The organism is Streptomyces bicolor, from assembly GCF_000719285.1.
In the GTDB taxonomy this organism is placed as follows: Bacteria; Actinomycetota; Actinomycetes; order Streptomycetales; family Streptomycetaceae; genus Streptomyces; species Streptomyces bicolor.
On record NZ_JOFS01000030.1, the window covers coordinates 17,669 to 38,780 of the forward strand.

Annotated in this window: 18 protein-coding genes and 1 pseudogene; 15 read left to right on the forward strand and 4 right to left on the reverse strand. The window is 68.0% G+C overall.

Annotated features, from left to right (window positions below):
* Positions 1-4: 4 nt before the first annotated feature.
* Together IF78_RS0131720 and IF78_RS0131725 are read left to right on the forward strand one after the other, a co-directional pair.
* Positions 5-1,606: an ABC transporter substrate-binding protein gene (locus IF78_RS0131720; protein WP_031487834.1), complete on the forward strand. Its 1,602-nt coding sequence runs from the start codon at positions 5-7 to the stop codon at positions 1,604-1,606.
* Positions 1,607-1,705: 99 nt separating this feature from the next.
* Positions 1,706-3,286: an ABC transporter substrate-binding protein gene (locus IF78_RS0131725; protein ID WP_031487835.1), complete on the forward strand. Its 1,581-nt coding sequence runs from the start codon at positions 1,706-1,708 to the stop codon at positions 3,284-3,286.
* An 86-nt stretch (positions 3,287-3,372) separates the two neighbouring features.
* Here IF78_RS0131725 and IF78_RS0131730 read toward each other — a convergent pair whose 3' ends face one another.
* Together IF78_RS0131730 and IF78_RS0131735 are read right to left on the reverse strand one after the other, a co-directional pair.
* Positions 3,373-4,044, reverse strand: a complete 672-nt coding sequence (locus tag IF78_RS0131730; protein WP_030946450.1) for a response regulator — start codon at positions 4,042-4,044, stop codon at positions 3,373-3,375.
* A gap of 14 nt (positions 4,045-4,058) precedes the next feature.
* The gene (locus IF78_RS0131735; protein ID WP_031487836.1) at positions 4,059-5,078 is read right to left on the reverse strand and encodes a RecB family exonuclease; all 1,020 of its coding nucleotides are present in this window, start codon (positions 5,076-5,078) and stop codon (positions 4,059-4,061) included.
* Positions 5,079-5,253: 175 nt separating this feature from the next.
* Between IF78_RS0131735 and IF78_RS0131740 the strand changes: the two genes are divergently transcribed.
* The 3 genes from IF78_RS0131740 (at position 5,254) to IF78_RS0131750 (ending at position 8,751) form a co-directional block, all read left to right on the forward strand.
* Positions 5,254-6,936: a site-2 protease family protein gene (locus IF78_RS0131740; protein ID WP_031498567.1), complete on the forward strand. Its 1,683-nt coding sequence runs from the start codon at positions 5,254-5,256 to the stop codon at positions 6,934-6,936.
* Positions 6,937-7,013: 77 nt separating this feature from the next.
* On the forward strand, positions 7,014-7,916 hold the full coding sequence (locus IF78_RS0131745) for a tRNA (adenine-N1)-methyltransferase (protein WP_031486659.1): 903 nt from the start codon (positions 7,014-7,016) through the stop codon (positions 7,914-7,916).
* Between the two features lie 256 nt (positions 7,917-8,172).
* Entirely contained in the window at positions 8,173-8,751 is a 579-nt protein-coding gene (locus IF78_RS0131750; protein WP_031486660.1) for a hypothetical protein, read from the forward strand.
* A gap of 58 nt (positions 8,752-8,809) precedes the next feature.
* Here the strand turns inward: IF78_RS0131750 and IF78_RS0131755 are convergent, their stop codons facing one another.
* The gene (locus IF78_RS0131755; RefSeq protein ID WP_031486661.1) at positions 8,810-9,115 is read right to left on the reverse strand and encodes a ferredoxin; all 306 of its coding nucleotides are present in this window, start codon (positions 9,113-9,115) and stop codon (positions 8,810-8,812) included.
* Positions 9,116-9,360: 245 nt separating this feature from the next.
* On the opposite strand from IF78_RS0131755, the gene arc reads away from it, so the two are divergent.
* The 6 genes and pseudogenes from arc (at position 9,361) to prcA (ending at position 15,585) form a co-directional block, all read left to right on the forward strand.
* Complete coding sequence (gene arc, locus IF78_RS0131760) at positions 9,361-11,127, forward strand: proteasome ATPase (protein ID WP_031486662.1); 1,767 nt, start codon at positions 9,361-9,363, stop codon at positions 11,125-11,127.
* Positions 11,128-11,372: 245 nt separating this feature from the next.
* Positions 11,373-12,884, forward strand: a complete 1,512-nt coding sequence (dop, locus tag IF78_RS0131765) for a depupylase/deamidase Dop (protein WP_199921450.1) — start codon at positions 11,373-11,375, stop codon at positions 12,882-12,884.
* 199 nt (positions 12,885-13,083) lie between these two features.
* Positions 13,084-13,302, forward strand: a complete 219-nt coding sequence (locus IF78_RS0131770) for a ubiquitin-like protein Pup (RefSeq protein ID WP_031486664.1) — start codon at positions 13,084-13,086, stop codon at positions 13,300-13,302.
* Between the two features lie 49 nt (positions 13,303-13,351).
* Positions 13,352-13,957, forward strand: a pseudogene (locus tag IF78_RS46685) (endonuclease VII domain-containing protein).
* Positions 13,909-14,754 (forward strand): proteasome subunit beta, encoded by an 846-nt coding sequence (gene prcB / locus IF78_RS0131780; protein ID WP_037641739.1) that lies wholly within the window; start codon positions 13,909-13,911, stop codon positions 14,752-14,754. The pseudogene IF78_RS46685 and the gene prcB overlap by 49 nt, the downstream one beginning before the upstream one ends.
* 60 nt (positions 14,755-14,814) lie before the next feature.
* A complete protein-coding gene (prcA, locus tag IF78_RS0131785) occupies positions 14,815-15,585 on the forward strand; it encodes a proteasome subunit alpha (protein ID WP_031486666.1) in 771 nt (256 codons plus the stop codon).
* Positions 15,586-15,661: 76 nt separating this feature from the next.
* Here prcA and IF78_RS0131790 read toward each other — a convergent pair whose 3' ends face one another.
* Positions 15,662-16,720 (reverse strand): LacI family DNA-binding transcriptional regulator, encoded by a 1,059-nt coding sequence (locus IF78_RS0131790; protein ID WP_107050054.1) that lies wholly within the window; start codon positions 16,718-16,720, stop codon positions 15,662-15,664.
* Positions 16,721-16,776: 56 nt separating this feature from the next.
* On the opposite strand from IF78_RS0131790, the gene IF78_RS0131795 reads away from it, so the two are divergent.
* The 4 genes from IF78_RS0131795 (at position 16,777) to IF78_RS0131810 (ending at position 20,977) form a co-directional block, all read left to right on the forward strand.
* Positions 16,777-18,036, forward strand: coding sequence for an MFS transporter (locus IF78_RS0131795; RefSeq protein ID WP_031486668.1), 1,260 nt, complete (start codon positions 16,777-16,779; stop codon positions 18,034-18,036).
* 9 nt (positions 18,037-18,045) lie between these two features.
* Complete coding sequence (gene pafA, locus IF78_RS0131800; RefSeq protein ID WP_031486669.1) at positions 18,046-19,407, forward strand: Pup--protein ligase; 1,362 nt, start codon at positions 18,046-18,048, stop codon at positions 19,405-19,407.
* 138 nt (positions 19,408-19,545) lie between these two features.
* The gene (locus IF78_RS0131805; protein WP_031486670.1) at positions 19,546-20,541 is read left to right on the forward strand and encodes an FKBP-type peptidyl-prolyl cis-trans isomerase; all 996 of its coding nucleotides are present in this window, start codon (positions 19,546-19,548) and stop codon (positions 20,539-20,541) included.
* Positions 20,542-20,605: 64 nt separating this feature from the next.
* A complete protein-coding gene (locus IF78_RS0131810) occupies positions 20,606-20,977 on the forward strand; it encodes an FKBP-type peptidyl-prolyl cis-trans isomerase (protein WP_031486671.1) in 372 nt (123 codons plus the stop codon).
* Positions 20,978-21,112: the final 135 nt, after the last annotated feature.

Consider the following 21,112-nt stretch of genomic DNA (forward strand, 5'->3'; position numbering starts at 1 on the left):
GAGCATGAACCGCAAGACTTTGGTGCTGCCGGCCGTCATCGGCCTGCTCGCCCCGGTTGTCGCCGCCTGCGGCGCAGCCGACAGCGGCGACAGTGGCGATGCGATCGTCGTCGGCACCACGGACTCGTTCACTGCCTCGAAGGACGCTCCCGCGCCACTCGACCCCGCCTACGCCTACGACGTCGGCACCTGGAACATCCTGCGCCAGACCGTGCAGACCCTGATGATCCAGCCGCGCGGTGAGGGCGCCCCGGTCCCCGAGGCCGCCGAGAACTGCGGCTTCACCGACAGCGGCAACGAACGCTACGCCTGCACCCTGCGCGAGGGCCTGAAGTTCGCCAACGGTGACCCCGTCACCGCGGAGGACGTGAAGTACTCCATCGACCGCGCCCGCGCCCTCAAGGCCGACAGCGGCGTCTTCGCCCTGCTGTCCACCATCGACACCGTCGAGACCAAGGGCGACCGCGAAGTCATCTTCCACCTCAGGACCGCCGACGCCACCTTCCCGTTCAAGCTGTCCACCCCGGTCGCCGGCATCGTCGACCCGGACACCTACGCCAAGGACAAGCTGCGCGACGGCTTCGCGGTCGACGGCTCCGGCCCGTACACCCTCCAGGCCGAGGTCAACAACGACCAGCTGGTCTCCGCCGTGTTCACCAAGAACCCCGACTACAAGGGGAGTCTGACGGTGAACAACGACAAGGTCGAACTGCGCAACTTCGCGGACGCCGACGAGATGGGCACCGCCCTCTCCAAGGGCGACATCGACGTGATGACCCGCACCATGTCGCCCGAGCAGATCCAGAAGCTGTCCGCCGACTCCGACGACACCGTCGACCTCGTCGACATGTCCGGCCTGGAAATCCGCTACCTGGCCTTCAACACCGACGACCCGTCCGTCCGCAGCAAGGCCGTCCGCCGGGCCATGGCCCAGGTCATCGACCGCGGCGAACTCGTCTCCAAGGTCTACGGATCCCAGGCCGAACCGCTGTACTCGCTGGTCCCCGCCAGCATCACCGGCCATTCCAACGCGTTCTTCAACAAGTACGGCGACCCGAGCACCGCCAAGGCCAAGTCCCTGCTGGAGAAGGCCGGCATCACCACCCCGGTGAAGCTGACGCTGCACTACACCACCGACCACTACGGCCCGGCCACGAAGAAGGAGTTCGAGCTGCTGCAGAAGCAGCTCAACGACAGCGGCCTGTTCGACGTCACCATCGAGGGCACCCCCTGGGCGACGTTCCGCCCCGCCGAGCAGAAGGGCGAGTACGAGGTCTACGGCATGGGCTGGTTCCCGGACTTCCCCGACGCCGACAACTACCTCGCGCCGTTCCTCGACAAGGACAACTTCCTCGGCTCGCCGTACGCCAACAGCACGATCCGCAACACCCTCATCCCGGAGTCCCGGCGCGCCGCCGACCGGCTGTCCGCGGTCGGCAGCCTGGAGGACATCCAGAACATCGTCGCGGGCGACGTGCCCGTGATCCCGCTGTGGCAGGGCAAGCAGTACGTCGCCGCGGGTGACGACGTCACGGGTACGGCGTACGCGCTCAACTCGTCCTCCACGCTTCAGCTGTGGGAGCTCGGCCGTGGCGTGAGCGGCTGACGTCTCTCCATGCCCGGCGCCTGGACCAGGGCGCCGGCACCGGCCCGGGATCCAGGATGCGGCCCGGGCTTCTCACAACCGACGACAAGGCACTCGTACGTGAACATGCGCAACCAGTGGCCGGTCCTGCCCGTCGTGGCAGGGCTGGCCTCCGGCCTGTTGACCGGCTGCGGAACGGAGACGGGGGACACCGGGGGGACCGGCACCTCGGTGGTCATGGGGATGTCGGACGATGTCCTGGCCACCGACCCCGCCTCCGGCTACGACCCCGGCTCCTGGCTGTTGTTCAACAACGTCTTCCAGTCGCTGCTCAGTTTCCCCAAGGGCGCCACCGAACCGCAGCCCGAGGCCGCCGAGCAATGCGCCTTCTCCGACACCAGGGCCACGGTCTACAAGTGCACCCTCAAGGACGGCCTGAAGTTCAGCAACGATGACGAACTCACCTCGGCGGACGTCAAGTTCTCCTTCGACCGCATGCTGAAGATCCATGACCCCGACGGCCCCGCGGTCATGTTCCCCACCCTCCAGAAGGTGGAGACGCCGGACGACAAGACGGTCGTCTTCCGGCTCAACACCCCCGACGCCACCTTCCCGAGCAAGATAGCCTCCGGCGCCGGCTCCATCGTCAGCGAGGACCAGTACGACGCGCAGGGCCTGCGCAAGGACGGCGAGGCCGTCGGCTCCGGCCCGTACAAGCTGGACAAGTTCGACGACGAGGAGGCCGTCTTCTCCGTCAACGAGAACTACAAGGGCACCGCCGACGTCCAGAACGACGGCGTGACGCTGAAGTTCTTCCACGGCGACCAGGACGCCCTGAAGAAGGCACTGCTCGACAAGCAGGTCGACATCGCCTACCGCGGCCTCACCGCGGGCGACATCGCCGACGTGGAGAAGACGGGCGACGACTCCATCGCCGAGGTCGTCGAGGGCAGCAGCGCCGAGGTCCAGCACCTGGTCTTCAACATGGACGACCCGGTCACCGGAAAGCTCGGCGTCCGCAAGGCCATCGCCTACCTCATCGACCGCGACGCCCTCATCAAGGACGTCTACCAGGGCACGGCCACCCCGCTGTACTCGATCGTCCCGGCCGGTATCGGCGGCCACAACACGGCCTTCTTCGACACCTACGGCGCCCGCCCCTCCAAGGCCAAGGCCGCCGCAGCGCTGCAGGACGAGGGCATCAACGGCAAGGTCAAGCTGACCCTGTGGTCCACCCCGTCGCGCTACGGCCCCGCCACCGACGACGAGTTGAAGGCGATCGCCAAGCAGCTCAACGACAGCGGCCTGTTCGACGCCGAGGTGCAGTCCGTCGCGTTCGACCAGTACGAGAAGGACATCGCCGCCGGCAAGTACGGCGTGTACGTGAAGGGCTGGATCCCGGACTACCCGGACGCCGACAACTTCACGGCCCCCTTCTTCGGCAAGGGCAACGTGCTGAGCAACAACTACGACAACAACTCGATCACCGGCTCGCTCATCCCGCGCACCGCCGCCGAGAGCGACCGCTCCGCCACGGACGACGAGTTCGGGCAGCTCCAGGACATCGTCGCCAAGGAACTCCCCGTCCTCCCGGTCTGGCAGGCCAAGCAGTACGCCGTCACCCACGAGAACGTCTACGGCCTGGAGTACTGCCTCGACGCCTCCACCGTGTTCCGCTTCTGGGAACTCAGCAAGAGCTGACGGACGGCCGTACGCGTCGTACACACACAAAGGGCGCCCCTTCCCATGAAGGGGCGCCCTCCGCGTCGTCACGCAGACTGTTGCTCCTACTGCGCGCCCGGCCGCACCAGCCCGCTCTCGTACGCGTACACCGCGGCCTGCACCCGGTCACGCAGGCCCAGCTTGGTGAGCACATGGCCGACGTGCGTCTTCACGGTCGTCTCGCTGACGAACAGATCGGCGGCGATCTCCGCGTTGGACAGACCCCGCGCCACCAGCTTCAGCACCTCCACCTCGCGCTCGGTGAGCGTGTGCAGGGTGTCCGGGACGGGCTCGTCACCCGACGGCAGATGCGTGGCGTACTTGTCGAGCAGCCGGCGCGTGATGCTCGGCGCCAGCATCGCCTCACCCGCGGCCACCACACGGATCGCCTGCACCAGCTCATTGGCCGGGGCGTCCTTCAGCAGAAAGCCGCTGGCGCCCGCCTTCAGCGCCTCCACGACGTACTCGTCGAGATCGAAGGTGGTCAGCACCAGCACCTTCGCCGGGCCGTCCCGCCCGGGCCCGGTGATCTGCCGCGTCGCCTCGACCCCGTCCATGCGGGGCATACGGATGTCCATCAGGACCACGTCGGGCTGCAGGGCCCGCACCTGGTCGAGGGCCTGCAGACCGTCACCGGCCTCACCGACGACCGCGATGTCCTGCTCTGCCTCCAGGATCATCCGGAAGCCGGTACGCAGCAACGGCTGGTCGTCGACCAGTAGGACGCGGATGGCCACGTAAGTCTCCTTCGCTAGTCCGGCCCCATTCTGCCCTGCGGGACGCCACCGGACTCGGCCACCCTCACCGGCAAGGGGTACGGCGGGGGAGTGCCGCCGAATTCCGGGCAGTGGGCCTGGTGGTCGCACCACCCGCACAGCTTGGTCGGCCGCGGACGCCACTCGCCCGTCTCCGTCGCCAGCCGGATCGCCTCCCACAGCGCGAGCAGCTTGCGCTCGACCCGCTCCAGATCCGCGAGGACGGGGTCGTACGTCAGCACATCACCGCTGCCGAGATAGACGAGCTGCAGCCGACGCGGGACGACCCCCTTCAGCCGCCAGACCACCAGGGCGTAGAACTTCATCTGGAACAGCGCGCCCTCGGCGTACTCGGGCCGCGGCGCCTTGCCCGTCTTGTAGTCGACGATCCGCACCTCACCCGTGGGCGCCACGTCGACCCGGTCGATGATGCCGCGCAGCCGCAGCCCCGAGTCCAGCTCGGCCTCCACGAAAAGCTCACGCTCGGCGGGCTCGAGACGGGTCGGATCCTCAAGACCGAACCACCGCTCGACGAGCTGCTCCGCCTCCCCGAGCCACGTCGCCAGCCGCACGCCCTCGGGATCGTCCGCGAACAGCTCCACGACCTCCGGCCTGCTCTCCCGCAGCCGCTCCCACTGGCCGGGGACCAGGGACTTGGCACGCGGAGCCGTCCGCTCGGCCGCCGGAGCGTCGAAGAGCCGCTCCAGCACCGCGTGCACCAGCGTGCCCTTGGTCGCCGCCGCGCTCGGCTTCTCGGGCAGCCGGTCGATCACCCGGAACCGGTAGAGCAGCGGACACTGCATGAAGTCACTGGCACGGGAGGGCGACAGCGAAGCCGGCGGTATGGCCGCCCGGGCGCCGTCGGCCACCGCCACCGCGTCCGCCTCGACGGCACCCGCCTCGACCGTCGCCACCGTACTGTCCGCCCCCGCCGGGAACCCGTCCGCCGCCGGCCCCGTCACCGGCGCGACGTCACTGCCGCAGCCCGCCGCGGCACCCTCCGTGCTCGTCTCCATGACCACAGACCTTACGGCCCACCACTGACAGTGACCCAGCCGCCGCCGTCCCGCCCGCGACAGCGGGGAAAACAGAGGGGGTGCCGGGGAGAAACACGCCACCACGGCCGCATACCATCGACCCGAGACCCGTCCGCCCGCCAGGCGCGGACGACGCTTCGAACGAGGGGACACCGTGGACGAGAGCGGCAGCGGGCAGCCGCGGTCCGGCAACGAGGAATCGGCCGAGCGCCACGCACCACCTGCGACCCCGGCCACGGGCCCCACACGCCCCGGCACCCCCCGACCCGCCCCCGGCCCCGACCAGCCCCCCATGCCACCGGCCGACGAACCGACCATGGTGGTACGGCGCTTGGACCGCCCCGAGGACGACACCGCGGAAGCGAAGGGCGAGCAGCAGGGGCTGGATGCCGACGGCCGCCAGGCCGGGACGGCGGACACGCGGGACCCCAGCACCACGAGCGGCAACGAAACCGGGCAGCACGACACCCCCCGCCACGCCCCCGACGACCGCACGCCCGCAGACGCCGCGCCGGACCCGGACAGCCCCACGACGGAAATCTCGCCGGAGGCCCCGCAGAGCCCCGACAGCCAGCCCGGCAGCCACGCCTACGGCCCCGCCACCGGCGACCCGCACGCCCACACCGCCGAGGACCACCGCACCCTCGCCCACACCGCAACCAAGGGCCAACCGCCCCGGGCACCCGAACCGCGAGGCGGACTGCTCATGGGACGCCCCTTCGGGGTGCCCGTCTACGTCGCCCCCAGCTGGTTCCTCGTCGCCGCGCTCATCACCTGGGTCTTCGGCGGACAGCTCGACCGCGTGCTGCCCGAGCTCGGAGCCGCCCGCTATCTCGTCTCCCTGTTCTTCGCGGTCGCCTTCTACGCCTCCGTCCTCGTCCACGAGCTCGCCCACACCGTCGCCGCCCTCCGCTTCAAACTGCCCGTCCGCCGCATCCAGCTGCAGTTCTTCGGCGGCGTCTCCGAAATCGAGAAAGAGGCCGAGACACCGGGACGGGAATTCGTCCTCGCCTTCGTCGGCCCCCTGCTCTCCCTCGTCCTCGCCGGCGCCTTCTACGCCGCCATGCAGACCGTCGAACCCGGCACCGTCCCCGGCGTCCTGCTGGCCGGCCTGATGGTCTCCAACCTCATCGTGGCCGCCTTCAACCTGCTCCCCGGCCTGCCCCTCGACGGCGGCCGCATGCTCCGCGCCGTCGTCTGGAAGATCACCGGCAAGCCCATGGCCGGCACCATCGCCGCCGCCTGGATCGGCCGCGCCCTCGCCGTCTGCGTCCTCATCGGGCTCCCCCTGCTCACCCAGTCCGGCGCCCTCGGCTCCGACGCCGTCGACAACGTCGGCATGGACACCGTCATGGACGCCCTGCTCGCCGCCATCCTCGCCGCGATCATCTGGACCGGCGCCGGCAACAGCCTGCGCATGGCCCGCCTGCGCGAACACCTCCCCGAACTACGCGCCCGCACCCTCACCCGCCGCGCCGTACCCGTCGAGACCGACACCCCCCTCTCCGAGGCCCTGCGCCGCGCCAACGCCGCCGGCGCCCGCGCCCTCGTCGTCGTCGACCCCGACGGCAACCCCCTCTCCCTCGTCCGCGAGGCCGCCATCGTCGGCGTACCCGAACACCGCCGCCCCTGGGTCGCCGTCAGCGGCCTCGCCCATGAACTCACCGACGGCATGCGCGTCTCCGCCGAGCTTGCGGGAGAAGAACTCCTGGACGCCCTGCGCGCCGCCCCGGCAACCGAGTACCTGGTGGTCGAGGAGAGCGGCGAGATCTACGGCGTCCTGTCCGCGGCGGACGTGGAGCGCGCCTTCGTGAAGGCCATGGCACGGCCCAACTGAGACACCCGCACTCCCTCCGCGGTGGTCGGCACGCACGCGTGGTCGGCGACCCCCCGAAACGCCGGTAGGCTGGTCACATGTCCGAACCGACCGGTGCCGCCCGCAGGCGCGGGCCCTTCAAGGTCGGGGACCAGGTACAGCTGACCGACCCCAAGGGCCGCCACTACACGTTCACGCTCGAAGCCGGAAAGAACTTCCACACCCACAAGGGTTCCTTCCCGCACGACGAACTGATCGGCGCACCCGAGGGCAGCGTTGTCCGCACCACCGGTAACGTCGCCTACCTCGCGCTGCGCCCCCTGCTCCCCGACTACGTCCTGTCCATGCCCCGCGGGGCAGCCGTCGTCTACCCCAAGGACGCGGGGCAGATCCTCGCCTTCGCCGACATCTTCCCCGGCGCACGCGTCGTCGAGGCCGGCGTCGGCTCCGGCAGCCTCAGCAGCTTCCTGCTGCGCGCCATCGGCGACCAGGGCATGCTGCACTCCTACGAGCGCCGCGAGGACTTCGCCGACATCGCCAAGCAGAACGTGGAGCGCTACTTCGGCGGCCCCCACCCCGCCTGGCAGCTCACCGTCGGCGACCTCCAGGACAACCTGTCCGACACCGACGTCGACCGCGTCATCCTCGACATGCTCGCCCCCTGGGAATGCCTGGAAGCCGTCTCCAAGGCGCTCGTCCCCGGCGGCATCCTCTGCTGCTACGTCGCCACCACCACCCAGCTCGCCCGGACCGTCGAGTCCATCCGCGAGATCGGCTGCTTCAACGAGCCGACCGCCTGGGAGACGATGATCCGCAACTGGCACATCGAAGGCCTCGCCGTCCGCCCCGACCACCGCATGATCGGCCACACCGGCTTCCTGCTCACCGCGCGCCGCCTCGCCGACGGAGTCGAACCACCCATGCGCCGCCGCCGCCCCGCCAAGGGCGCCTACGGCGACGACTACGAAGGCCCCAACGCCGACGGAGGCTCCGGCCGCTGACGTGGCCCCGTGCCGCATTCAACGCACAAGCGCTGTGGCCGAGTTCCCGGAAACCACCGAGGAACTCGGCCACAGCGCTTCTCCGTTGACGCGAGCCGACCGAACGACAACTCCGACAGTCATACGACATCCCGCCGCACCCCCGAGCGCCCGCATCCGGCACCGGAACTCCACACCCCCACCGTTCCACCCCACTGTGACGTGTGGCACGATGCTGGGCACCCCACCGGCACAGCCCTCACAGGAGACGCTCCTAGTGCAGCAATCCGCCGTCCCGGAACTGGCACACACCCACACCCGCCCGATCCACTGGCTCGCCACCGCCACAGCGGTAGCCGCAGTCGTGGCCCTCTCCTCGGTCCTGCAGCCCAACTCGGCGACAGCGGCCCAGACAGCCGGCCCGGAAGCGAAGAAAACCCCCGCCGCCACCACGCCCCCCAACCCCGCGGGCGTCGACTTCCCGCTCCAATGCGGGCCCGTGAAAGCGGTCGTGGTCAAGAAGGCCACAGGCGACCTGGACGGCGACGGCAGCCCCGAAACCGTGGCCGTCGTCCACTGCGACTCCCCCATGGGCACCCCGCCCGACGGCGTCTACGTCCTCACCCGCAGCGCCGAGACGGCCACTCCCCGCCTCGTCGCCACCCTCGTCAACCCGAAAGACAGCATCACCGTCAGTGACATCGCCGTCCGTGACGGAGCGGTCGTCGGTGAACTGCTCGGCTACTCCACGGACGACGTACCCCGCTGCTGCCCGGACGTGAAGAACGGCGCGAAGTGGCAGTGGAAGAACGGCTCGTTCGTCCGCTCGACACCCGCCGGCGCCCACAGCGTCTGACCCACGCCACCGGCCGTTGTGAGAAATCAGACAGTCGTAACAGCCCGTATCCGCAAGGTCACTCGACGTCCGGACCGTACACCTCGACCTTGTCCGAAACCCGACGCACATGGATGCACTCGCCCGGACACTCCTTCGCCGAGTCCACCACATCCGTGACAAGCGGCAACGGCACAGGCGTTGTGGCCCCCTTGGCCTGCAAAAGCTCGTCCTGCACGCCCTTCACATACGCCAGACCGTCGATGTCCAGCTCGAACACCTCAGGCGCGTACTGGGCGCAGATCCCGTCACCAGTACAGAGATCCTGGTCGATCCAGACCTCCAGCGCCTCACCCTGGACCCCGGCCGCCTGCTCCACGCTCATCTCTCCTACCGCTTCCTGCGCCGAGCCGAACGGGAATCCGGCCAGCTCTGACGGGTGTTGAACGCTTCGACCCTACCCGGGCCTGGGTTCCAATCATGTGCGGTGGGTATTCCCCTGGCGTGAGGGAGAGCGCAAGGGTGAAGATCGGACACACCCCGACCGTCTTTGTGATCTAGGGGTTTCAATCGACACCCACCCAGGTAGGGTCTGGAAGCGTCCAGCTCCCCTTGGAGGAGGTGAGGACCGTGGCAGCCCACGACGACGACATGAACCGCGGCATCCGCCCGGGACGAGGGTCCGACGACCCGGCCGGGCAGATCGCCTACCTTGAGCAGGAGATCGCCGTCCTGCGACGCAAGCTCGCCGACTCTCCGCGACACACGAGGATTCTCGAAGAGCGGATCGTCGAGCTGCAGACCAACCTGGCCGGCGTGTCCGCACAGAACGAACGACTCGCGAACACGCTCCGTGAGGCCCGAGACCAGATCGTGGCCCTCAAGGAAGAAGTCGACCGGCTCGCACAGCCACCGGCCGGCTTCGGTGTCTTCCTGCAAGCCAACGAGGACGGCACCGCCGACATCTTCACCGGAGGCCGCAAACTCCGCGTGAACGTCAGCCCGAGCGTCGAACTCGACGACCTCCGGCGCGGCCAGGAACTGATGCTCAACGAAGCGCTCAACGTGGTCGAAGCCATGGAGTTCGAGCGCGTCGGGGACATCGTCACCCTCAAGGAGATCCTCGAGGACGGCGAGCGCGCCCTGGTGCTCGGGCACACCGACGAGGAACGGGTGGTACGGCTCGCCGAGCCGCTGCTGGACGTCACCATCCGCCCCGGCGACGCCCTCCTGCTCGAACCCCGCTCCGGCTACGTCTACGAGATCGTCCCCAAGAGCGAAGTCGAGGAACTCGTCCTCGAAGAAGTACCGGACATCGGCTACGAACAGATCGGCGGCCTGGGCAACCAGATCGAAATGATCCGCGACGCCGTCGAGCTCCCGTACCTCTACCCCGACCTGTTCAAGGAGCACGAACTGCGGCCGCCCAAGGGCGTCCTCCTGTACGGGCCCCCCGGATGCGGCAAGACACTCATCGCCAAGGCCGTCGCCAACTCACTGGCCAAAAAGGTCGCCGAAGTCACCGGCCAGGCCCAGGGCAAGAGCTTCTTCCTCAACATCAAGGGCCCCGAGCTCCTCAACAAATACGTCGGCGAAACCGAACGACAAATCCGCCTCGTCTTCCAGCGCGCACGCGAGAAGGCCAGCGAGGGCACACCCGTCATCGTCTTCTTCGACGAAATGGAATCCCTCTTCCGCACCCGCGGCTCAGGCGTCAGCTCGGACGTAGAGAACACCATCGTCCCTCAGCTCCTCGCCGAGATCGACGGCGTCGAAGGCCTCCAGAACGTGGTCGTCATCGGCGCCTCCAACCGCGAGGACATGATCGACCCCGCCATCCTGCGCCCCGGCCGACTCGACGTGAAGATCAAAATCGAGCGTCCCGACGCCGAGGCCGCCAAGGACATCTTCGGCAAGTACCTCACCGAACGCCTCCCCCTGCACTCCGAAGACCTCGGCGAGCACGGCGGCAGCAAGGCGACCACGGTCCAGAGCATGATCCAGACCGCCGTCGAGCAGATGTACGCCGAATCCGAGGAAAACCGCTTCCTGGAAGTCACCTACGCCAACGGCGACAAGGAAGTCCTCTACTTCAAGGACTTCAATTCCGGCGCCATGATCGAGAACATCGTGGGCCGCGCCAAGAAAATGGCGATCAAGGACTTCCTCGAGCACAACCAGAAGGGCCTCCGCGTCTCCCACCTCCTCCAGGCATGCGTGGACGAGTTCAAGGAGAACGAAGACCTGCCCAACACCACCAACCCGGACGACTGGGCCCGCATCTCCGGAAAGAAGGGCGAGCGGATCGTCTACATCCGCACCCTCATCACCGGAAAGCAGGGCGCGGACACCGGACGCTCCATCGACACGGTGGCCAACACCGGTCAGTACCTGTAAAAAACAGGGCGGCTGCGGGTGCCCTCACCGGGTACCCGCAGCCCACTGTTTTTCCGGCCACCACCGGACCACAAGGCGTGCAAGGCAATGACGCAAATGATCTCCCCACCAGCGCAAAGGCGTTCTAGGCTCTTCCATACCGCCGAGTCGCGCAGTGCGGGGACGGGCACCGCACACGCAACCGAGCGCCAGCGGTATCTGCGCGGCGCCCACGACCGAGGGTGCCGCCGGGCAAGGAGGGCCGCATGACCGTACGGCGAGTAATGGGCATCGAGACGGAGTACGGGATCTCCGTCCCCGGCCACCCCAACGCCAATGCCATGCTCACCTCATCCCAGATCGTCAACGCCTACGCGGCGGCGATGCACCGGGCCCGCCGGGCCCGCTGGGACTTCGAGGAGGAGAACCCGCTGCGCGACGCGCGAGGCTTCGACCTCGCACGCGAGGCCGCCGACTCCAGCCAGCTCACCGACGAGGACATCGGCCTCGCCAACGTCATCCTCACCAACGGCGCGCGACTCTACGTCGACCACGCACACCCCGAATACAGCGCGCCCGAGGTCACCAACCCCCGCGACGCCGTCCTCTGGGACAAGGCCGGCGAACGCATCATGGCCGAAGCCGCAGAACGCGCCGCCCAGCTCCCCGGCGCCCAGCCGATCCACCTCTACAAGAACAACACCGACAACAAAGGCGCCTCCTACGGCACGCACGAGAACTACCTGATGAAGCGGGAAACCCCCTTCTCGGACATCGTGCGCCACCTCACCCCCTTCTTCGTCTCCCGCCAGGTCTTCGCCGGAGCGGGGCGGGTGGGCATCGGCCAGGACGGTCATGAACACGGCTTCCAGCTGAGCCAGCGCGCGGACTACTTCGAGGTCGAGGTGGGCCTCGAGACGACCCTCAAGCGCCCGATCATCAACACCCGGGACGAGCCCCACGCCGACGCCGAGAAATACCGCCGACTGCACGTGATCATCGGCGACGCGAACCTGTCGGAGATCTCGACGTACCTGAAACTGGGGACGACGGCCCTGGTCCTGTCGATGATCGAGGACGGGTTCATCGCCGTGGACCTGGCCGTCGACCAGCCCGTTCGCACCCTGCACCAGGTATCGCACGACCCGGCCCTCAAGCGCCTGGTCACACTGCGCAGCGGGCGCACACTGACCGCCGTCCAGCTCCAGATGGAGTACTACGAGCTGTCGCGCAAATACGTGGAGGAGCGGTTCGGCGCGGACGCGGACGAACAGACCAAGGACGTCCTGTCCCGCTGGGAAGACACCCTGAACCGCCTGGAGCGGGATCCCATGAGCCTCGCCGGCGAACTCGACTGGGTCGCCAAGCGCGAGCTCATGGAGGGCTACCGGCGCCGCGACAACCTCGACTGGGACGCGGCCAGGCTCCACCTGGTCGACCTCCAATACGCCGACGTACGCCCCGACAAGGGCCTGTACAACCGTCTGGCGGCCAGGGGACGCATGAAGCGCCTCCTGGACGAGGAAGCCGTGGAACGGGCCAAGGCGAAGCCCCCGGAGGACACCCGCGCGTACTTCCGCGGCCGCTGCCTGGAGCAGTACGCCGACGACGTCGCCGCGGCCTCCTGGGACTCGGTCATCTTCGACCTGCCCGGCCGCGACTCCCTCCAGCGCGTTCCAACCCTCGAACCACTTCGCGGAACGCGAAATCACGTCAAGGAGCTCCTGGACCGCTGCCGCACCGCGGAAGACCTGGTCAGGGTCCTGTCAGGCGGCTGACGGGTACCCCGGCGGTCTCGGCCGGAGATCGGCCGGACAGGGTGGAAAACCCGGCCGCCGGGAATCATCGAGGTGGCCCCCGTACGTTAGAGAAACTGCGGGGCCGATGTCAGACCCGGCTTGTAGGGTCTGATCATCACCGATCGGCAGGAAAGCCGACCTGTCGACCATGTCGGGCGAACTGAGCGGGGTGAGGGATATGGCAACCAAGGACACCGGCGGCGGACAGCAGAAGGCCACGCGTTCCACTGAGGAGGTCGAGGAGCAGGCGGCTGAGGCGCAGGCTTCTGAGGACCTCAAGGAGCGGCACGAGAAGCTGAGCGATGACGTGGACTCGGTTCTCGACGAAATCGATGACGTACTCGAGGAAAACGCAGAGGATTTCGTGCGTTCATTCGTGCAAAAGGGTGGCGAGTAAAGGTACGTTGGTCACTTTGCCTTCGAAGTGAAGGTTGCGGGGGATTCGAGTGGCTGACGAGCCGAGCGCCAAGAAATGCACGGGTTGCAAGCGGGACCTGCCTATCGCCGCCTTTGCGCGCGACAGGAATCGGCGTGATGGCCTCCAGGTGCGTTGCCGGGAGTGCGTGGCGGAATACAGCGCCGCGCGCTACCGGCAGCGCCAGGAGGCTCTGGGGAAGTCGGTGCGGGAGAAGGTTGATGTGCCGGCCGGGCACAAGCTCTGCCGGACATGCTGAGAGGTGAAGCCGCACAGCGAGTGGCATCGCAACGCAACTGCTTCCGACGGCCTGTCGACGCGCTGCAGGGCATGCCGGGCGGTCCAAAGTCGGCGGGACCATCTGAAGCGGCAGTACGGCATCACCGAAGCCGACCGCGACGAGCTGGTCGCCTCTCAAGGGGGCGTCTGCTGCATATGTTTGGCCGCTGTACCTGAGCATGTGGATCACTGCCACGAGACGGGTAGGGTCCGTGGCGTACTGTGCTTCAGCTGCAACGCTGCACTGGGGCAGTTCAAGGATCGGCCCGACGTCATAAGGCGGGCTGCTGCATACGTGGAAGGAATCGCGTGGAAGCCAACACTCGTAGCACCGGGCGTCTACCAGCTGCCTTCCTGACGCCTGGGTCGTCCTCCTTCATGGACTTCCTCTCCGAGCACCAGCCGGAGCTGCTGCCCGGCAAGCGTCAACTCCCGCCCACGCAAGGCGTGATCGAGGCGCCGCACGGCACCACGATCGTGGCTGTGACCTTCCCCGGTGGCGTCGTGCTCGCCGGTGACCGTCGCGCCACCATGGGCAACGTCATCGCCCAGCGGGACATCGAGAAGGTGTTCCCGGCGGACGAGTACTCGGCCGTCGGTATCGCCGGCACCGCCGGTCTGGCCGTCGAGATGGTCAAGCTCTTCCAGTTGGAGCTGGAGCACTTCGAGAAGGTCGAGGGTGCGCAGCTGTCGCTGGAGGGCAAGGCGAACCGGCTGTCGACCATGATCCGGTCGAACCTGGGGATGGCGATGCAGGGGCTGGCTGTGGTGCCGCTCTTCGCCGGGTATGACGTCGACCGGGAGAAGGGGCGGATCTTCTCGTACGACGTGACGGGTGGTCGTTCCGAGGAGCAGGGTTACGCCGCCACCGGCTCGGGTTCGATCTTCGCGCGTGGCGCGATGAAGAAGCTCTTCCGTGATGACCTGAGTGAGGCCGAGGCCACGACGCTGGTGGTGCAGGCCCTGTACGACGCGGCTGACGACGACTCGGCGACCGGTGGTCCCGATGTCGCGCGCCGGATCTACCCGATCGTCACCGTGATCACCGAAGACGGCTTCCGTCGGCTCGGCGATGACGAGTCCTCCGAGATCGCGCGTTCCATTCTGGAGCGGCGTCTGGAGCAGCCCGACGGCCCGCGGGCCGCGCTGCTGTAGGCGGCGGCTCGGTCTTATCAAGGTGATCCTGTGACTTCGACAGAAAGGGACGGATAACCGGTGTCGACGCCGTTCTATGTCTCACCTCAGCAGGCGATGGCCGACCGGGCGGAGTACGCCCGGAAGGGCATCGCCCGTGGTCGCAGCCTGGTCGTGCTGCAGTATGCCGACGGCATTGTCTTCGTTGGCGAGAACCCGTCCCGTGCGCTGCACAAGTTCAGCGAGATCTATGACCGGATCGGCTTCGCGGCGGCCGGTAAGTACAACGAGTACGAGAACCTGCGGATCGGTGGTGTGCGGTATGCCGATCTTCGTGGTTACACCTATGACCGTGATGACGTGACTGCTCGTGGTCTGGCCAACGTGTACGCCCAGACGCTGGGCACGATCTTCTCTTCCGCTGCTGAGAAGCCGTATGAGGTGGAGCTGGTCGTCGCCGAGGTGGGGGAGACTCCTGAGGGTGACCAGATTTATCGGCTGCCGCATGACGGGTCGATCGTGGATGAGCACGGTTCGGTCGCTGTCGGTGGCAATGCCGAGTTGATCAGTAACTTCTTGGACCAGCGTCATCAGGACGGCATGAGCCTCGCGGAGGCTCTCAGTCTGGCGGTGCAGGCTCTGTCCCGTGAGTCGAACGGCACGCAGCGGGAGATTCCCGCGGAGCGCCTTGAGGTCGCGGTGCTGGACCGTACGCGTCCGCAGTCGCGCAAGTTCAAGCGGATTGTCGGGCGTCAGCTGGCTCGGCTGCTGGAGGCCGACGGTGCGGCCACGGAGGCCGAGAGTGCCGACGGTGCGGAGGGTTCCGAGGAGTCCGGCGCCTCCGAGGAGTAGTTCCTGGTTGCTTCACTCGCCCCTTCTGTGCCCTGGCCGACTGTTCGGCCGGGGCACAGCGCGTTTCAGGGGGCTGTCATGGCGCCCTGGGTGGCGCTGTGGAGCCCCGTACGACGAGTTCGACGGGAATGTCACCCGCCTCGGGTTCGCGGCCTTCCAGGACCGCCAGGAGGGCTTGCATGCCCCGTTCGCCGAAGAGCTCGGCGTCGAGTCGGACGGTGGTGAGTTCGGGGTCGATGGCGGTGGCGAGGGCGAGGTCGTCGAGGCCGGTGACGGAGATGTCGTCGGGGATGCGCAGGCCGAGGCGGCGTACGGCCTTGTAGGCGCCGGCGGCGAGTTTGTCGTCGTCGCAGACGATGGCCGTGGGGCGGGGGCCCTTGGCGGACAGGGCGGTCGCTGCGGCGGTGAGGGCGCCTTCGATGGAGATGGGGGCGCTGACGGTGAGCAGTGAGGTACCGGGGACTTCGCCGATGCGGGCGGCGAGCTCGCGTGCGCGTACGTCGAAGGTCCAGGAGGCGATGTCGGCGGCGAGGTGCAGGATGCGGCGGTGGCCGAGGTTGAGGAGGTGTGCGGCGACCTGACGGACGCCGTCGGTGATGTCGAGGTTGACGGTGGCGGCGCCGAGGCTGCCGGCCGGGTCGCTGTCGAGCATGACGAGGGGGAGTTGGTCGCCGCGGATGGCGGTGAGGGCGTCGGCGGCCATGGAGGAGGCGATGACGCCGTCGAGGGCGGCTTGGGCGGAGGCGAAGGGGTCGCGGGCGGGGCCGATGCCTTCGGGTGAGGGGTAGAGGACGACGCCGAAGCCGTGTTGGGCGGCGACGCGGGCGGCGCCGGTGTAGACGCCTGCGAAGAATTCGGTGGTGAGGGCGGGGACCACCAGGAGTACGGTTCGGGTGTGGCCGAGGCGGAGGTTGCGGGCGGCGAGGTTGGGCCGGTAGCCGAGTTCGCGGGCTGCCTGGCGTACGCGTTCGGCTGTGGCCTCGGAGACGCGGCCGCGCCATTTGTCGCCGAGGACGAGTGAGACCGCGGCCTGGGACACTCCCGCCGCTTGGGCGACGTCTCGGCTGGTGGGGCGGGCGCTGCCGTGTGCCACCGTGCACCTGCTCCTTCGTCTGGACTCCTGAACAGCGCACATGGTACGTATGATGAAGGACGTTATACGTAAAACTTCAGCGGAGGGCGGCGCGGCCGATGACCGGCGCATACGTGGAGATCCTCAGGGCGAGGCATGCGGCCCGGCTTCTCGTCGGCACGCTCGTGGGCCGGCTGCCGAATGCCGTCGCCGCGCTCGCGATCATGCTGTTCGTGCGCGCGGAGGGTGGTTCGTACAGCCTGGCCGGCGGGCTGGCGGCGGTGTACGGGGTCGCCAACGCCGTGGGGCAGCCGGTGCTGGGGCGGCTGGTGGATCTGTACGGCCAGCCGCGGGTGCAGCTGCCCGCCGCGGTCGCCTCTGGTCTGGCGATGGCCGCTTTCGCCTTCGTGGGCATCGGCCCGCTGCCGCTCGCCTATGCGGCCGTGGCGGCCTCGGGGTTGTTCGCACCGCCGTTGGAGGGCGGCCTGCGGGCGCTGTGGTCGTCGGTCCTGCACAAGGAGGGCCAGGTGCACGCGGCGTATGCGATGGACGCGGTGGCGCAGGAAGTGATGTTCACCCTCGGACCGTTGCTGCTGACGCTGTGCACATCGCTGTGGTCGGCGCAGGCGGCGCTGCTCGTCCTGAACGTGGTCGGGGTGCTGGGCGCGCTCTCGGTGGTCGTGTCGCCGCCTTCGCGCGCGTGGCGTTCGGCGCCGCGTGAGGCGCACTGGCTGGGGGCGCTGCGTTCGGCCGGTCTGGTGGCGTTGCTCGCCTCGTTCCTGTTCGTCGGGATGGCGATGGGGTCGATCGCGGTGGCGGCCGTGTCGTACGCGGACGACCACGGTGGTGACGCGGTGTACGGCTGGTTGATGGCGGGCCTGGGGCTGGGTGCGCTGGTGGGTGGCACGGTGTACGGGGCGCGGCAGTGGGGCGGGGATCCGGCGCGGCGACTGCGGGTGCTGGTGGCGCTTCTGGCGGTGTGTTATCTGCCGCTGATGCTGATGCCAGGGGTGTTCGCGATGACGCTGCTGGCCGTGCTCGCGGGTGTGTTCCTGGCGCCGTGCATCGCCTGTGCGTTCGTGCTGGTCGACCGGCACGCGCCGCGTGGGACGGTCACCGAGGCGTTCTCCTGGCTTGTGACGACGTTCACGGTGGGTGCGTCGGTCGGAACGGGTCTGGCGGGGCCGGTCGTCGAGGCGGGCGGGGCGCTGTGGGGGTTCGCCGTGCCGGGTGCCGCGGGGGCCGTGTCGTTGCTGGTCCTGCTGGGCACGGGGCGGGTCCTCGCAGCTCCCGCCAGGGGTGCGGTGGTTGCGGCTTCATCGGAAAATGATCCAAACCGTGCTGTCGAACCCCGTTTCAGCTCAGGGGATCGGGCGTAATGTTCAGTCATGGACCGCCGCATTTTCGGGCTGGAGAACGAGTACGGCGTCACGTGCACGTTCAGGGGACAGCGCCGCCTGTCGCCTGACGAGGTGGCGCGGTACCTCTTCCGCCGTGTCGTGTCATGGGGCCGTAGCAGCAATGTCTTTCTGCGAAACGGCGCCCGCCTCTATCTCGACGTGGGCTCACATCCGGAATACGCGACACCCGAATGTGACAACGTGACCGAACTGGTCACCCACGACAAAGCAGGCGAGCGCATTCTCGAAGGACTCCTGGTGGACGCCGAACGACGCCTGCACGAGGAGGGAATCGCGGGCGACGTCTACCTCTTCAAGAACAACACCGACTCGGCGGGCAACTCCTACGGGTGTCACGAGAACTATCTCGTGGCGCGGCACGGGGAGTTCTCCCGGCTCGCGGACATCCTCATTCCGTTCCTGGTCACGCGCCAGTTGTTGTGTGGTGCGGGCAAGGTTCTGCAGACCCCGCGCGGGGCGGTGTACTGCGTCAGTCAGCGTGCGGAGCACATCTGGGAGGGCGTCTCCTCGGCGACGACCCGTTCCCGGCCGATCATCAACACCCGCGACGAGCCGCACGCGGACGCCGAGCGCTACCGGCGTCTGCATGTCATCGTGGGTGACTCCAACATGTCCGAGACGACCATGCTGCTGAAGGTCGGCGCGACCGACCTGGTGCTGCGCATGATCGAGGCGGGCACGGTGATGCGGGATCTGACCCTGGAGAACCCGATCCGGGCGATCCGCGAGGTCAGCCACGACATCACGGGCCGCCGTAAGGTGCGCCTGGCCAGTGGCCGGGAGGCCTCGGCGCTGGAGGTGCAGCGCGAGTACTACGAGAAGGCCGTGGACTTCTGTGAGCGCCGCGGTATCCGTACCGGCACGGTCGAGCAGGTCCTGGAGTTGTGGGGCCGCACGCTGGAGGCGATCGAGTCCGAGGATCTCGACCGCATCGGCACCGAGATCGACTGGGTGATGAAGTACAAGCTCATCGAGCGGTACCGGGCCAAGCACAACATGACCATGTCGCATCCGCGGGTCGCGCAGATAGACCTCGCGTATCACGACATCCACCGTCGTCGCGGCCTGTACTACCTGCTGGAGAAGAAGGGTCAAGCCGCGCGTATCTGCAACGACTTGAAGATCTTCGAGGGCAAGTCCGTTCCGCCGCAGACGACGAGGGCGCGGCTGCGCGGCGACTTCATCCGCAGGGCTCAGGAGCAGCGCCGGGACTTCACGGTCGACTGGGTCCATCTGAAGCTCAACGACCAGGCTCAGCGCACGGTGTTGTGCAAGGACCCGTTCCGTTCAGTGGACGACCGGGTGGAGAAACTGATCGCCGGTATGTGAGTGACGCGTTGCGGATGATCGGGTCTGATCGTCCGGAACGCAACACGGGCGCCGTACGTTTCCCGTACGGCGCCCTTCTCACGCCGTAGAGTTGCGCGCACGCCATCCACAAGATCGACCGATTACGAGGCCCCCACCGTGCGCCGACGCTCACTTCTCATCGCCGTACCCGCAGGAATGGTCACGCTCGCCGCATGCGGCGACGACAAGGACGACTCGAGCAAGGCGAGCGACAGCGCGTCACCCTCGACCCCGGAGGCCGCGCCGTCGCCGAAGATCGTGGACGGTCCGGTTCCGGCGATCACGGCGGGCACGAAGTTCGGCCAGAAGCCGACGGTCGCCAAGGGCAGCGGCGATCCGTCGAAGGATCTCGCGGTGAAGACGGTCATCGCGGGCGGCGGCAAGCTGGTGGCCGAGAACGACTACATCCAGGCCCACTACCTCGGCCAGGTCTGGGACAGCGCGAAGGTCTTCGCCAACTCCTACGACGCCAAGACGACGGCGCTCGTCCCGCTCGCACAGGGCCAGATCTACGAGGGCTGGCGGTACGGCCTGGTCGGCAAGAAGGTCGGCAGCCGCGTGCAGATGGCCGTCCCCCCGACCTGGGGCTACGGCACGGAGGGCAATGCGCAGGCCGGGATCAAGGGCACCGACACCCTGGTGTTCGTGGTCGACATCCAGGACACGTTCAGCACCAAGAGCTCCGCCAAGGGCAGCGAGGTCGCGCAGGACAACGTCGACCTGCCCAAGGTCGGCACCAACACCGACGGCAAGGCGCCCTCCATCGAGATCCCCAAGACGGACCCGCCCAAGAAGCTGGTGGCGAACTATGTCATCGAGGGCGACGGTGACGAGCTCGCCGCCGAGAACTCGGTGCTCGTGCAGTACAAGGGCGTGCAGTGGGACACCGGCAAGGAGTTCGACTCGACGTACGCCAACAAGCAGCTGACGTCGTTCTCGCTGCAGCAGGTCGTCAAGGGCTGGTCGCAGGGGCTGACCGGCAAGAAGGTCGGCAGCCGGGTGCTGATCGTCATCCCGCCGGACCTGGGCTACGGCGACAATCCGCCGCAGGGCAGCGGCATCGCCAAGGGCGCCACTCTGGTCTTCACCGTGGACATCCTCGCGAAGATGTGACGCCGCCCGGGGTGATGAAAGACTGGGGCCGTTGCCTTTCCACAACAAGCATGGAGCGTTAGACGTGAGCATCGACAAGCCCGAGATCGACTTCCCGGGCGGCGAGCCGCCGGCGGACCTCGAGATCAAGGACATCTGGGAGGGCGACGGCGCGGTTGCGCAGGCGGGCCAGACCGTCACCGTCCACTACGTGGGTGTCGCCTTCAGCACGGGTGAGGAGTTCGACGCCAGCTGGAACCGCGGTACGCCGTTCCGCTTCCCGCTGGGTGCCGGCCGTGTCATCAAGGGCTGGGACCAGGGCGTGCAGGGCATGAAGGTCGGCGGCCGCCGCCAGCTGACCATTCCGGCGCACCTCGCCTACGGCAACCAGAGCCCGACCCCGGCGATCAAGCCCGGTGAGACGCTGATCTTCGTGGTCGACCTGCTCGGCGTCTGATCGTCGCGCCTGACCGTCGTATCCGATCGTCGCCTCTGATCGGCGGACGACCGGACCCGACTACCTGGGGCCCATGCCTGTCCGGGCATGGGCCCTCGGCTTTTGCGACGCCACTTCGGGGCGGTACGGTCATCG

Bases quoted from the DNA above. Each gene is read 5' to 3' on its own strand.
- IF78_RS0131720 (WP_031487834.1), top strand. From the start codon at position 5: ATGAACCGCAAGACTTTGGTGCTGCCGGCCGTCATCGGCCTGCTCGCC.
- IF78_RS0131735 (WP_031487836.1), bottom strand. From the start codon at position 5,078: ATGGAGACGAGCACGGAGGGTGCCGCGGCGGGCTGCGGCAGTGACGTC.
- IF78_RS0131745 (WP_031486659.1), top strand. From the start codon at position 7,014: ATGTCCGAACCGACCGGTGCCGCCCGCAGGCGCGGGCCCTTCAAGGTC.
- IF78_RS0131755 (WP_031486661.1), bottom strand. From the start codon at position 9,115: ATGAGCGTGGAGCAGGCGGCCGGGGTCCAGGGTGAGGCGCTGGAGGTC.
- dop (WP_199921450.1), top strand. From the start codon at position 11,373: ATGACCGTACGGCGAGTAATGGGCATCGAGACGGAGTACGGGATCTCC.
- IF78_RS0131770 (WP_031486664.1), top strand. From the start codon at position 13,084: ATGGCAACCAAGGACACCGGCGGCGGACAGCAGAAGGCCACGCGTTCC.
- IF78_RS0131790 (WP_107050054.1), bottom strand. From the start codon at position 16,720: ATGTGCGCTGTTCAGGAGTCCAGACGAAGGAGCAGGTGCACGGTGGCA.
- IF78_RS0131795 (WP_031486668.1), top strand. From the start codon at position 16,777: ATGACCGGCGCATACGTGGAGATCCTCAGGGCGAGGCATGCGGCCCGG.
- pafA (WP_031486669.1), top strand. From the start codon at position 18,046: ATGGACCGCCGCATTTTCGGGCTGGAGAACGAGTACGGCGTCACGTGC.